12 protein-coding genes are annotated in these 12613 nt (G+C 52.6%); 11 read left to right on the top strand and 1 reads right to left on the bottom strand.

The window, feature by feature from the left end; all coding sequences use genetic code 11:
- Nucleotides 1-18: 18 nt before the first annotated feature.
- Nucleotides 19-933, bottom strand: coding sequence for a sugar phosphate nucleotidyltransferase (locus tag RFF05_RS07765; RefSeq protein WP_409969787.1), 915 nt, complete (start codon nucleotides 931-933; stop codon nucleotides 19-21).
- A 214-nt stretch (nucleotides 934-1147) separates the two neighbouring features.
- Here RFF05_RS07765 and RFF05_RS07770 point away from each other — a divergent pair, with 214 nt between their 5' ends.
- From RFF05_RS07770 to RFF05_RS07820, 11 genes are all read left to right on the top strand, one after another.
- The gene (locus RFF05_RS07770; RefSeq protein WP_409969788.1) at nucleotides 1148-1552 is read left to right on the top strand and encodes a Fur family transcriptional regulator; all 405 of its coding nucleotides are present in this window, start codon (nucleotides 1148-1150) and stop codon (nucleotides 1550-1552) included.
- Nucleotides 1549-2256, top strand: coding sequence for a metal ABC transporter ATP-binding protein (locus tag RFF05_RS07775; RefSeq protein ID WP_409969789.1), 708 nt, complete (start codon nucleotides 1549-1551; stop codon nucleotides 2254-2256). The genes RFF05_RS07770 and RFF05_RS07775 overlap by 4 nt, the downstream gene beginning before the upstream one ends.
- Complete coding sequence (locus RFF05_RS07780; protein WP_409969790.1) at nucleotides 2257-3072, top strand: metal ABC transporter permease; 816 nt, start codon at nucleotides 2257-2259, stop codon at nucleotides 3070-3072.
- 126 nt (nucleotides 3073-3198) lie between these two features.
- Nucleotides 3199-4356, top strand: a complete 1158-nt coding sequence (locus tag RFF05_RS07785; RefSeq protein ID WP_409969791.1) for an MFS transporter — start codon at nucleotides 3199-3201, stop codon at nucleotides 4354-4356.
- Between the two features lie 338 nt (nucleotides 4357-4694).
- Nucleotides 4695-5156 (top strand): ribosome maturation factor RimP, encoded by a 462-nt coding sequence (rimP, locus tag RFF05_RS07790; RefSeq protein WP_409969792.1) that lies wholly within the window; start codon nucleotides 4695-4697, stop codon nucleotides 5154-5156.
- A 172-nt stretch (nucleotides 5157-5328) separates the two neighbouring features.
- A complete protein-coding gene (gene nusA, locus RFF05_RS07795; RefSeq protein ID WP_409969793.1) occupies nucleotides 5329-6477 on the top strand; it encodes a transcription termination factor NusA in 1149 nt (382 codons plus the stop codon).
- 140 nt (nucleotides 6478-6617) lie between these two features.
- Entirely contained in the window at nucleotides 6618-6896 is a 279-nt protein-coding gene (gene rnpM / locus RFF05_RS07800; RefSeq protein WP_409969794.1) for an RNase P modulator RnpM, read from the top strand.
- A complete protein-coding gene (locus tag RFF05_RS07805) occupies nucleotides 6886-7695 on the top strand; it encodes a hypothetical protein (protein WP_409969795.1) in 810 nt (269 codons plus the stop codon). The genes rnpM and RFF05_RS07805 overlap by 11 nt, the downstream gene beginning before the upstream one ends.
- A gap of 120 nt (nucleotides 7696-7815) precedes the next feature.
- A complete protein-coding gene (gene infB / locus RFF05_RS07810) occupies nucleotides 7816-10905 on the top strand; it encodes a translation initiation factor IF-2 (protein WP_409969796.1) in 3090 nt (1029 codons plus the stop codon).
- A gap of 310 nt (nucleotides 10906-11215) precedes the next feature.
- The gene (gene rbfA, locus RFF05_RS07815) at nucleotides 11216-11599 is read left to right on the top strand and encodes a 30S ribosome-binding factor RbfA (RefSeq protein WP_409969797.1); all 384 of its coding nucleotides are present in this window, start codon (nucleotides 11216-11218) and stop codon (nucleotides 11597-11599) included.
- Nucleotides 11600-11602: 3 nt separating this feature from the next.
- The gene (locus RFF05_RS07820) at nucleotides 11603-12544 is read left to right on the top strand and encodes a DHH family phosphoesterase (protein ID WP_409969798.1); all 942 of its coding nucleotides are present in this window, start codon (nucleotides 11603-11605) and stop codon (nucleotides 12542-12544) included.
- Nucleotides 12545-12613: the final 69 nt, after the last annotated feature.

Below are 12613 nucleotides of genomic sequence, written 5' to 3' on the forward strand. Positions count from 1 at the left end.
CTTTGCCCCATTATACGCTCATCGCAACGTCTCAGGGTACACACCCTTGTCATGGAGGGCTTTCAAGCTTTCCATCACCACAGGGCGGTCTTGGGCATAGGTCATGCCAAACCAACGCTCTGGACTATGTAGCACTTCCACTTCCAGCGCCCCCTTGGTCACTTCTTCCCCTACCATCACAGGAAGCAAGCACTCTGCCTTTACATTGTCCCCTGCTTCATAGCGGAGGAAGTGCTCAAAATAGCCATCCATGGCGGTGAAAATAGAAGGCTGGAACCCCCATAAGTTCATGGACACAATGGTATCGGGCGCCAACACGGTGTCGGTGTCCAAATCCACCAAGGTATCGTCGTCGTCCAACTGAATTTTCAGCACCTCTTCCACCGTCACCAGCTTCCCATCTGCCACGGTGCACTTCCCACGGGAGACAGTGCCGTAATGGCTGGCGGTTTGTAGCAGAGAATAGCCCACCATGGCGGCCTTGCCTTGGGGTGCCATGTTCACCAAGGCTTGGTACATGGCGCCAAAACCATCCACACCGTAATAATCGTCGGCATTGATGACACAGAAGGGGCCATCCACCACATCCTTGGCGCTCAAAAGGGCATGGATGGTGCCAAACGGCTTGGTGCGCCCCTCTGGAATAGTGTAGTAATCAGGGATGGAGTCAAAGGTTTGGTAGGCATAGGCCACGTCCACCAATTGCCCGTCCTTGGCGGTTTTTGTCCGCAAGTATTCACCGCACAGCCGTTCCATCAGCTCGGTCATCTCAGGCTTAATGATAAAAACAATCCGCCCAAAGCCAGCACGGATGGCATCATGTGCCGAATATTCCATTAAAATCTCGTTGTTAGGCCCCACGCCGTCCACTTGTTTATTACCGCCGTAGCGAGACGCCATGCCTGCCGCCATAATCACCAAAGATGCTCTCATGGTTGTTGCCTCCTTTAGTTGTTTCTTAATTTGTAAGCCGTGCCCATAGCCAACGGGCGGATATAGAATCCGCCCCTACATAGCCACGCAACACGATTTTCCCCTTTATTTTAACGTATTGTAACAGAATTTGCAACCTCTCTTGACAATTCTCCTTCTAAGTTGTAACATGAGAATGATTTTCAAATTACACCATCTTAATTAGGAGGTAGCCATGGCGTACCAAACCAAACAATTACAAGCTTTAATCGACTGCCTTGCAAAGTGGGGGCAACGACCTGTCTCCGCCGCCCAACTGCGGGGTGATTTGCAAGCCATGGGCAAGCCAGTCAGTCTGGCCACCATCTATCGCCAGCTAGACCGCCTAGCCCAAGGCCACCAATTGCACAAAATCGTCACCCCAGAAGGGTCACTGTTTCAATACTGCCCCCACCACGAAGGGGAAACTGCCCAATGTCTCATCCACTGTCAAGGCTGTGGTCAAGTGTCCCATTTGGATTGCCACGAAGCCTTGGCGCTGTTTGACCATTTGTCACAGCACCACGGCTTTCAAGTGGACCCAGCCCTCACCCAACTCACCGGCACCTGCGCCCAGTGCCAAGGAAAGGAATCCCTATGAACCACCTGCTATTATCCTGCCAAACTGTCACCTTAGGGTATGAGGGACAGGCTGTTTTAAAAGGCTTCTCCTTAGACATCTGCCAAGGAGATTACCTTTGCATCATCGGCGAAAATGGCTCTGGCAAGTCTACTTTGGTGAAGGCATTGCTAGGCCTCATCACCCCCATGGAGGGGAAGCTGATGCAAGACCCCTCTTTGCAAAACGGCGCCATTGGCTACCTGCCACAACAAACTGCCGCCCAGAAAAACTTCCCTGCTACGGTGATGGAAGTGGTGCTCTCTGGGTTTTTAAGCGGTGGTCGGGTGCGGTTTTTCTACACCGCCGCCCAAAAATCCCAAGCCTTGCAGCAGCTGGGCAAGTTGGGGATTTTGGAATTGAAAGACGCCTGCTACCGCAACCTCTCTGGGGGTCAGCAACAGCGTGTGCTGTTGGCACGAGCCCTGTGTGCCGCCAAGGAATTGCTGGTGCTAGACGAGCCCATCACAGGCCTTGACCCTGCCGCCGCCCAAGAGTTTTACAAAACCATGGGCTACCTCAACCAAACAGAAGGCAAAACCATCATCATGGTCACCCATGACCTAACCCCAGCCCTCCACCATGCCAAATCTGTGCTCCACATGGGGCGCAAACAATGGTTCCACGGCTCGGTGAACGAATATCTGGCTTCCCCTCTGGGCAAGCGCTTTCAGGAGGGACTTTAAATGGATATCCTATTGCTGATGTTTTCTTACACCTTTATGCAGCGCGCCTTGCTAGCAGGTGTGTTGGTGAGCCTGTGCGCCGCCTTGCTGGGTGTGTCGCTGGTATTAAAGCGCTATTCCATGATTGGCGACGGCTTGGGTCACGTGTCTTTTGGTGCCTTGGCCATTGCCGTGGCGCTGGGGTTCACCCCCTTGTATTTCTCCATCCCCGTGGTGATCATCGCCGCCTTTGCCCTGTTGCGTTTGGCCAACCACCCACGGTGGAACAGCGATGCTGCCATTGCCGTGGTCAGCGCCTCCTCCCTTGCCATCGGTATTATGGTCATTTCCCTGTCACAGGGGATGACCACCGACATCGATACCTATATGTACGGCTCTGTGCTGGCCATGACCAACCAAGATGTGATTCTCTGCGTGGCAGTGAGCCTTGTGGTGTTGGTGCTGTTCATCTTGTATTATCACCGCTTGTTTGCTGTCACCTTTGACGAACGCTTCGCCAAAGCCACAGGATTGAAAGTAGAGCGCTATAACTCACTGCTGTCCATTTTAACCGCCTTGACCATTGTGTTGGGCTTGCGGATGATGGGTGCTCTTTTGATTTCTTCCCTTGTGATTTTCCCAGCCCTCACCGCCATGCAACTGTTCAAAAGCTTCCGTGGGGTCGTGATGTCTTCTGCCGCCACATCGGTGGTGTGCTTTTGCGCTGGCCTAATCTGCTCCTTCCTCTATAACACCCCCGTGGGCGCCTCCGTTGTGATGGTGAATTTGGGGATGTTTATGCTCTTTAGCGTGGTGCGGATGGTGTTGAAACGGTAAGTGCCAATCAAATGGCCAATCCATTGGTAGGGTGGGATGTCCTCACACCGCCGTTTTCCTCAAGGAACGGCGGTGTGAGGGCACACCGCCCTACATACATTTTACACGCTACATACGGAGGTTTTTATGCTCACCCCACTCCTCGCTATCATCTATCTTGCCTTTATCAGCCTTGGACTGCCTGACGCAGTGTTGGGGGCGGCTTGGCCCACCATTTCCACTGCGTTTGACACCTCCGTGTCCTCTATGGGGATGGTGACCATCATCATCGCCGCTGGCACCATTGTCTCTAGCTTGCAAAGCCACCGCCTCATTCACAAAATCGGCGTTCATGCCATCACCACCATCAGTGTGGGCATCACTGCCGTCTCCTTGTTGGGCTTTGCCTATAGCCCCAACTTTTGGGTGCTGTGTCTGTGGGCGGTGCCTTACGGTTTAGGGGCTGGCAGTGTGGATGCAGCGCTGAACAATTACGTCTCCCTCCATTTTGAAAGCAAGCACATGAGCTGGCTCCACTGTATGTGGGGCGTGGGTGCCACCACTGGCCCCTACCTGATGGGTATGGCGTTGACAGGTGGTGCAGGGTTTTCTGGTGGCTATGTAGCTCTTTTTGCCATCCAAGGGGTGTTGACAGCGGTGATTTTTCTCAGTCGCCCTGTCTGGACCGCCAGTGCCCCCTCCTCCGTTGCACAACAACACAGCAAAGTGTTGTCTCTCAAGGAGATATTCGCCATCCAAGGGGTGGCACAAATCGCCCTGACCTTTTTCTGCTTTTGTGCCATTGAACAAACCACAGGGCTTTGGGCGAGCAGCTACTTGGTGTACCAGCGCGGGGTCGCCCCTGAAACCGCCGCTGGCGTTGCCGCTTTGTTTTATCTGGGCATCACCGTGGGGCGTGGCATCAATGGCTTCATTGCCATGAAAGCCACCCACAGCCAAATGATTTACGGCGGATGCGTCATCATGGCAATCGGGGTGGTGGTATTGCTGTTGCCCATGGGGCAGACCACCGCCTTTGCAGGACTGTTGCTCATTGGGCTCGGCTCCTCCCCTGTCTATCCCTCCATCATCCACGCCACACCCCACACCTTTGGCATCGCCCACGCCCAAGCCATCACTGGGGTAGAAATGGCAAGCGCCTACACAGGCACCTTGACCATGCCAGCCCTCTTTGGACTGCTGGGTAACGGCATTGGCTTTTGGGTGTACCCTGTGTACATTGGGGTGTTATTGGCGGTCATGGTGGTGCTCTATGGGTGGACCATGAGAAAAACTAAAAACTAAGGACTAAAAGTGAAAAACTATCCGCCACGGCGGAGCTGAGAACGATTACTGTTGTCCCTTCTCGCCCCACAAGGTGAATTGCCCATCGAGTAAGAGAGGTCACTCTAGGGTGCAGGCGGTCGTTTTTCACTGTTCACTTTTAGCTTTTAGCTTAATTGCATAAATTGTAAACTTTTTGCCAAACTAAGATGGAAAACCCTTGCATAATTTTAGATTCTATGGTATAGTATTGACTGTTAGATAAGTTAAATTGAGGAGTGGGCACAAGCCCGCTCCTTTTCTCGGCCTTTTTTAGTCACTTAAAACAGGCTAAACCATGAGAAAAGGAGGTAGTTTTTATGAAAAAAGTCACTGAACTCACAGCAGAATTGGCAGCAGACGCCATCGCCAAAGCTGGCTGTACTTTGTGGGATGTGGAATATGTGAAAGAAGCAGGCGGTTGGTATCTGCGGATTTTGCTAGACAAAGAAGGCGGCGTGGATATCCAAGACTGCGAAGCCATCTCCCGTACCGTCAGCGATTTGCTAGACGAAGCAGACCCCATCGACGGCAGCTACACATTGGAAGTTGGTTCTGCTGGGGCAGAACGTGCTTTGAAGCGTCCTAGCGATTTTGAAAAATTCATAGGGCATCCTGTCACTGTGAAGCTGTATCAAAACCGTGACGGTCGCAAAGAATTTGAAGGCGATTTAACCGCCTACGATTCTGAAACTGGCACCGTGACCATCACCATTGGCGGCACAGAATACACATTCGAGAAAAAAGCCATGGCATTGGTAAGACTGAGAGTGGTATTTTAATGAACTAAGAACTAAAAGTGAATAGTGAAAAACTATCCGCCACGGGCGGAGATGGCACGGTTATACACTACACCGTTCCCAGCCCCGCCGCAGCGGATAGTTATTCACTCTTAGTTCTTAGCTCTTAGCTAAATCATCCCCCCCTACATTACAATAGAAGGAGACTCCCCTTATGAGAGGCAAAAAAAAGGTGAAAGAGCCTGCTGGCATGAACTGCAGCGAAATTTTCGTTGCACTGGAAATGTTAGAAAAGGAACGTAACATCCCCATGTCCTTTATGATGGACAAAATCATCCAAGCATTAACCACCGCATACAAGCGTGACCACGAGCACGTGGAAAACGTTATCGTGGACGTAGACGAAGCAAACAGAGAACTGAAAATGTTCGTCCAAAAAGTCGTCGTAGAAGAAGAAGACTATGTTGACCCTGAAAACGAAGTGTGCATCGACGAAGCAAAGCTGATGTCTGCACGCTACGAAGTGGGTAGCATCATCCACTTCCCTGTGGACACCGTGGAATTTGGTCGCATCGCTGCTGGTAACGGCAAGCAAGTGATCATCCAAGGGCTCCGCGAAGCAGAACGCGGCATGGTGTATGAAGAATTCAACTCCAAGCAACACGAAATTCTCACTGGTGTGGTCACCCGTATTGACCCCCGTAACAACAACGCTTCCTTGCGCATCGGCACTGGCACCGAATCCACCGAAGCTCTGCTGATGGCAGGGGAACAAGTGGAAGGGGATCTGCTCAGCGAAGGGATGCACATCAAGGTATATGTGGTGGAAGTCCGCCGCTCTACCCGTGGGCCTCAAGTGCTGATTTCCCGTACCCATCCTGGTTTGGTCAAGCGTTTGTTTGAACTGGAAGTGCCTGAAATTTACGACGGCACCGTGGAAGTCCGCTCCATCTCCCGTGAAGCTGGTAGCCGTACCAAAATGGCTGTGTGGTCTCACGATGAAAATGTAGATTCCATTGGCGCTTGCGTGGGTCCCAAGGGGCAACGTGTTGCCAACATTGTCGATGAACTCCGTGGTGAGAAAATCGACATCATCAAGTATAGCGAAGACGCCAGCGAATTCATCGCCGCCGCCTTGGCGCCTGCTGATGTGGTGGAAGTCACCTTGGCAGAAGAAGGCAAGTCTTGTCGTGTCATCGTGCCCGACGACCAACTGTCTCTGGCCATCGGCAAAGAAGGGCAAAATGCCCGTCTGGCCGCCCGTTTGACCGGCTTTAAGATCGACATCAAGCCCGAAAGCTTCCTCACCACCGTGGTGGAAGATGACGATTTGGAAATCGAAGGCGAAGAAGAATTAAGCTAAAAACTAAAAGTGAAAAGTGAAAAACTATCGCCTGCGGGCGAGATGGAACGGCTGTATACTACACCGTTCTTAGCCCCGCCGCAGCGGATAGTTATTCACTCTTAGTTCTTAGTCCTTAGTTTAAAGAAAGGTAACCCATCATGGCTAAAGTACGAAAAATACCCCAACGGCAATGCTTAGGTTGCCGTGAAATGAAAGATAAAAAATCTCTACTGCGTGTGGTGCGCTCCCCTGAAGGGGAGGTATCCTTGGATTTTGGCGGCAAAAAGCCTGGCCGTGGCGCTTACGTGTGCCACAGTTTAGAATGCTTGAAAAAAGCGCGTAAATCCAAAGCTTTAGAGCGTGGCTTTGAAACCCAAATACCTGCCGAGGTCTACGATGCCATGGAAAAAGAATTAGGAGGCGCTGATGGCCAATAATCCTCTGTCCATGGTAGGCATGGCATTAAAGGCTGGTTGCGTGACCGTGGGGGAAGAACCCTGTGGCATCGCCGCCAGAGAAAAGAAAGCGCGGCTATTGCTGTTGGCCAGTGATGCTGCCGACAACACCCGTCGCCGCTGTGAACACTTCGCCCAAGAGGGCAACTGCATCATGCTGGTGGTACCTGATACCAAAGCTGGCTTGGGCGCCATTGTGGGACGCAAGTCCTGTGCCATGGTTGCTATCACTGAAATCGGTTTAGCCGCCACCATTGCCAAGCGCCTATCTGCCATTGACCCTGCCTACGCTGAGGCGGCAGAGAAAATGGAGCTAAAGGCCAAGCGTGCCCAAGAGCGAAAAACCAAGCAAGGCCCTAAAAAGGAAAAACCTGTGGTTGAGAACCACCGTAGGGACGACCTGCGGTCGTCCGCTCCCCAACGCAAGCCCTACAATCGCGACGGTGAACGCAAACCCTACAATCGCGACGGTGAACGTAAACCTTTCAACCGCGACGGCGAACGCAAGCCTTTCAATCGCGATGGTGAACGTAAGCCCTACAATCGCGACGGTGAACGTAAACCTTTCAATCGCGACGGTGAACGCAAGCCTTTCAACCGCGACGGTGAACGCAAGCCTTTCAATCGCGACGGTGAACGCAAACCTTTCAATCGCGACGGTGAACGCAAGCCCTATGTAAAGCGTGATGGTGACGAGGCCACGCCACGTGGTAACTCCTTCCGCGGTACCCGTCCTGTGAAAAAGGGCAAAGGCTCCTATCGCAAAAAAGACAACGCCTAACAAGCGAACAACATAAACATTGACCCAATCATGCACTGTAGGGGCGATTCACGAATCGCCCGTTTCCCTAAAAAATTTACCAACTTTACCCAGAAGTTGGAGTAATCGAGGTGGCTTTATTTGAGTACAAACCAAAACGCAAACAAATACCGTGTCCATGAGGTGGCAAAAGACTTGTCCGTCTCCAACAAAGATGTGGTGGATGTGCTGAGCAAATACGCACAAACCCCTAAAAATCACATGCAGGTTCTCTCCGACCAAGAGCTTTCCTACGTGTTTGACGCACTGACCCAAAAACATAAATCTGCAAGTATTCTGGAGATTTTCGCCGAAGCAGAGCCCAAAGCAGCACCTGCCCCCAAAGCAGAAGCGAAGGTTGAGCCAAAGGCAGAAGCGAAGGCTGAACCCAAGGCTGAACCCAAGGCTGAACCCAAGGCTGAACCCAAGGCTGAACCCAAGGCTGAACCCAAGGCTGAACCCAAAGCAGAAGCGAAGGCTGAACCCAAAGCAGAAGCCAAACCCGAACCCAAGGCAGAACCTAAGACAGAAATCAAGAAAGTAGAGGCCGCCCCTGTGGAAACTCCGAAAGCACCAGCCCCCAAAGCGGCATCTCCCGCTCCCCAACAACCAAACCACCCCCAAGGTGACCGTCCCCAAGGCGATCGTCCCCAAGGCTATCAAGGCAACCGTCCCCAAGGTGACCGCCCTCAAGGCTATCAAGGCAACCGTCCCCAAGGTGACCGCCCTCAAGGCTATCAAGGCAACCGTCCCCAAGGCGACCGTCCTCAAGGCTATCAAGGCAACCGTCCCCAAGGCGACCGCCCTCAAGGCTATCAAGGCAACCGCCCCCAAGGCGACCGTCCTCAAGGCTATCAAGGCAACCGTCCCCAAGGTGACCGTCCTCAAGGCTATCAAGGCAACCGTCCCCAAGGCGACCGCCCTCAAGGCTACCAAGGCAACCGTCCCCAAGGCGACCGCCCTCAAGGCTATCAACAACGTGATGGTCAAGGTGGCTATAACAACAACCGTCCTCAAGGTGGCTATAACAACCAACAAGGCGGTTACAACAACAACCGCCCCCAAGGTGGCTATAACAACCAACAAGGCGGCTATAACAACAACCGTCCCCAAGGTGGTTACAACAACCAAAACCGCCCCAATAACACCCCTGCACCCCCTCGCACCCCTGCACCCAAGCCTGTGTTAGAGCGTCCCACCACCCGTATCCCTGAAAAGAAAATCGTGGATACCCGTAAGGGCGGCGACATCAACTTGGCCAAGTACGACGAGCGTCTGGAAACCCTTGCCCCTCAAGCTGCCTCCCGTATGGGCTATCAACAAGGCAAGGAAAAATTCCGCAACACTGGTCGTCAACAACGCCCCAACAACCTCTCTAGCAAGCGTCGCCAAGAAGAGCAAGACCGTCTGCGTCGTTTACAACTTGAAGTGGTGAAAAAGACCCCACTGAAGGTGCAAATCCCTGACGAAATCTCCGTTGGCGAACTGGCTTCTCGTATGAAGAAGACTGGCGCTGAAGTGGTGAAGGTGCTGATGAAAAACGGCGTCATGGCCTCTTTGTCTCAAGTCATCGACTTTGACACCGCTGAGCTGGTGGCTGTGGAACTGGGCTGTAAGGTTGAAAAAGAAGTGGTCATCACCATTGAAGAACGTCTCATCGACGACCGCAAGGACGATGACGGCGAACTGGAATCCCGTGCACCCGTTGTGGTGGTTATGGGTCACGTTGACCATGGTAAAACCTCACTGCTGGATGCCATCCGCAACGCAGACGTAGCCTCTGGCGAAGCTGGCGGTATCACCCAACACATCGGTGCATACCAAGTCCAACTGGATGGCAAGCCCATCACCTTCTTGGACACCCCTGGTCATGAAGCCTTTACCTCCATGCGTGCCCGTGGCGCCATGATTACCGATATTGCCATTTTGATGGTGGCTGCCGATGACGGCATCATGCCTCAAACCATCGAATCCATCAACCATGCCAAGGCCGCTGAAATCCCCATCATTGTGGCCATCAACAAGATTGATAAACCTGGCGCAAATCCCGACAAGGTCATGCAACAACTGACCGAGCACGGCCTGCAACCCGAAGATTGGGGCGGCACCACAATTTGTTGCCAAGTGTCCGCTAAAAAGCGCACTGGTATCGAAAACCTGCTGGAAATGGTCACTTTGACTGCCGAAATGGAAGAACTGAAGGCCAACCCCAACCGCGCTGGTCAAGGTACTGTCATCGAAGCCCGTTTGGATAAGGGTCGTGGCCCCATCGCCACCTTGTTGGTGCAAAACGGCACCTTGCATCAAGGTGACATCATCATCGCTGGCACTGCCGTTGGTCGTGTCCGTGCTATGGTGGACCACAAGGGTCGCAAAACCCAATCCGCCACCCCTTCTGTGCCTGTGGAAATCACTGGCCTCAGCGAAGCACCTGCCGCTGGCAGCCAATTCTTCGCCGTTGCCGACGAACGTATGGCTCGCGAACTGGTGGAACAACGCAAGAGCGAAGAACGCTTGCGTGCAGCCAACGCTGTGCAAAAGGTGTCTCTTGAAAACCTGTTTGACCAAATCCAAGCTGGCGAACGCAAGGAACTGCCCCTCATCGTCAAAGGCGATGTGCAAGGTAGCGTAGAAGCCTTGAAGTCCGCTCTGGAAAAACTGGCCAACGACGAAGTTCGTGTCCGTGTCATCCACAGCGCTGTGGGTGCCATCAGCGAGTCTGATGTGATGCTGGCTTCCTCCTCTGGTGCCATCATTGTGGGCTTTAACGTCCGTCCCGATGCCGCCGCCCGTGAGTCTGGTATGCGTGCCAACGTGGATATGCGGATGTATCGCATCATCTACGATTGCATCAACGAAATCGAGGCTGCCATGAAGGGTATGCTGGCGCCTCAATTCAAAGAACAAGTGCTGGGGCACGCCATTGTCCGAGAAACCTACAAGGTTTCCAGCATCGGCACCGTGGCAGGTTGCTACGTGCAAGACGGCAAAATTGTCCGTGCTTGCTCCGTCCGCGTGGTGCGTGATGGCATTGTCATCCACGAAGGCACTCTGGCGTCTTTGAAGCGTTTCAAAGATGACGTGAAGGAAGTGGCCGACAACTACGAATGCGGCATGACCATTGAAAAGTTCAATGACATCCGTGTGGACGATATCATCGAAGGCTTCACCATGGTAGAAATCCCAAGATAAATTCAAGTGAAGAGTGAAGAGTGAAAAGTGAAAAAGTTTTCATCCTCTTCACTCTTCCTTCTTTACCGTTAGATGTTGCAACCCATGCGGGAACGCACTGCGCTCCCCTACAACCAAGTCATTGCACCACCCATGGGAACGGACAACCGCAAGAGTTGTCCCTACAAATGTTGCACCACACCCACGTAGGGGCGGATATTATCCGCCCGTCCCACGGTGATGCACCCCACCATCGTTCCTTCTCCGCCGTGGCGGATCGTTTTTCACTATTCACTCTTAGCTTTTAGCTTAATAAAAGGAGGTACCCATTATGGCAAAAAACCGTATTGGCCGTATCAACGAAGAAATTCAAAAAGAATTGGCACAACAAATCCGCTCATTGAAAGACCCTCGTGTGTCTCAAGTGGGCATGGTGTCCATCACCCGCGTTGATACCACTGGGGATTTGCGTTATGCCCGTGTATATATCAGCGTTCTTGACCAAACCCAAGAAAAAGAAGTGTTTAAGGGTTTGAAATCTGCCGCTGGCTTTATGCGCCGTGAGCTGGGCTCTGCCCTGCGCTTGCGCTATACCCCAGAACTGCAATTTATCCCCGACGATTCCATCGCCTATGGGGCTCATATCCTGAAGGTGCTGGAAAATGTCCAACCTGTCAACCCAGACAACACCGCAGTGTTGGACGAGGAGGACTAAGATATGTTGACTGTCCCCCAAACTGCCCAACTGTTGCAAGAAGTTGACAATATTTTGATTTTAACCCATATTCGCCCCGATGGCGATACCATTGGTAGCGCTTCTGGGCTGTGTGAAGGTCTGCGTAGCGCTGGCAAAACCGCCTACCTTCTGCCCAATCCAGAGCTAACGCGCTCGGTCTCTCCCTATGCCCTGCCCTATCATGCGCCCAGTGATTTCACCCCTGATTTTGTGGTGTCCTGCGACATTGCCTCTTTGCAATTGTTGCCTAAAAACGCAACTGTCTATGCTGATAAAATCGACTTGGCCATTGACCATCACCCTTCTTTTGAAGGCTTTGGCAAGCAATATATCGTCCGTCCTAAGGCGGCTGCTTGCGCCGAAATTGTCTATGACATCGTCTGCGCACTGGGCAAGCTGACCCCAGAGATGGCACTGCCCCTCTATCTCGGTATTTCCACCGACACTGGCTGCTTTGTCTACACCAACACCACCGCTCGCACCCACGAAATTGCATGGAAATTGATGCAGACAGGATGCAATGTAGCGGATTTGAACAAGGCCTTTTTCCGCACAAAATCTCGCAAACAGATGCAACTCGAAGGTGCTATGCTAGACACCATGACCTTCCATGATGAAGGTCGGATTGTGGTGCTAGCTGTGCCCATGAGTTTGATGGCACGGGTGGAAGCAGACGAGTCTGACGCAGAGGATTTATCCTCTTTAGGCGCCATGATTGAAGGCACCGACTGCGCCGTCACCATGCGTGAGCTGTCTGAAAACAAATGGAAGCTGTCTGTACGCACAGGCAAACGCATCAACGCCTCTGCCGTGTGCCAAGTGTTAGGCGGAGGCGGTCACGCCGCTGCCGCTGGTTGCACCATCGAAGGCACACAAGAAGAAGCCAAAGCAGCGATTTTAGCCGTGATTGCAGAACAAGTGTAATTCGTGCTTTACGATTCTCCGCACTATCACCATCATCACCACCGTAGGGCGGGGGCTTGCCCCCGCCGT

It is taken from the genome of Bengtsoniella intestinalis, from assembly GCF_039719005.1.
In the GTDB taxonomy this organism is placed as follows: domain Bacteria; phylum Bacillota; class Clostridia; order Oscillospirales; family Oscillospiraceae; genus Oscillibacter; species Oscillibacter intestinalis.

What these genes read in the sequence shown, in the direction of transcription:
- rnpM (WP_409969794.1), top strand. Translation starts at nt 6,618, where the DNA reads ATGGCTAAAGTACGAAAAATACCCCAACGGCAATGCTTAGGTTGCCGT.
- rbfA (WP_409969797.1), top strand. Translation starts at nt 11,216, where the DNA reads ATGGCAAAAAACCGTATTGGCCGTATCAACGAAGAAATTCAAAAAGAA.
- RFF05_RS07785 (WP_409969791.1), top strand. Translation starts at nt 3,199, where the DNA reads ATGCTCACCCCACTCCTCGCTATCATCTATCTTGCCTTTATCAGCCTT.
- RFF05_RS07780 (WP_409969790.1), top strand. Translation starts at nt 2,257, where the DNA reads ATGGATATCCTATTGCTGATGTTTTCTTACACCTTTATGCAGCGCGCC.
- RFF05_RS07820 (WP_409969798.1), top strand. Translation starts at nt 11,603, where the DNA reads ATGTTGACTGTCCCCCAAACTGCCCAACTGTTGCAAGAAGTTGACAAT.
- RFF05_RS07765 (WP_409969787.1), bottom strand. Translation starts at nt 933, where the DNA reads ATGAGAGCATCTTTGGTGATTATGGCGGCAGGCATGGCGTCTCGCTAC.
- RFF05_RS07770 (WP_409969788.1), top strand. Translation starts at nt 1,148, where the DNA reads ATGGCGTACCAAACCAAACAATTACAAGCTTTAATCGACTGCCTTGCA.
- RFF05_RS07805 (WP_409969795.1), top strand. Translation starts at nt 6,886, where the DNA reads ATGGCCAATAATCCTCTGTCCATGGTAGGCATGGCATTAAAGGCTGGT.
- nusA (WP_409969793.1), top strand. Translation starts at nt 5,329, where the DNA reads ATGAGAGGCAAAAAAAAGGTGAAAGAGCCTGCTGGCATGAACTGCAGC.
- rimP (WP_409969792.1), top strand. Translation starts at nt 4,695, where the DNA reads ATGAAAAAAGTCACTGAACTCACAGCAGAATTGGCAGCAGACGCCATC.
- RFF05_RS07775 (WP_409969789.1), top strand. Translation starts at nt 1,549, where the DNA reads ATGAACCACCTGCTATTATCCTGCCAAACTGTCACCTTAGGGTATGAG.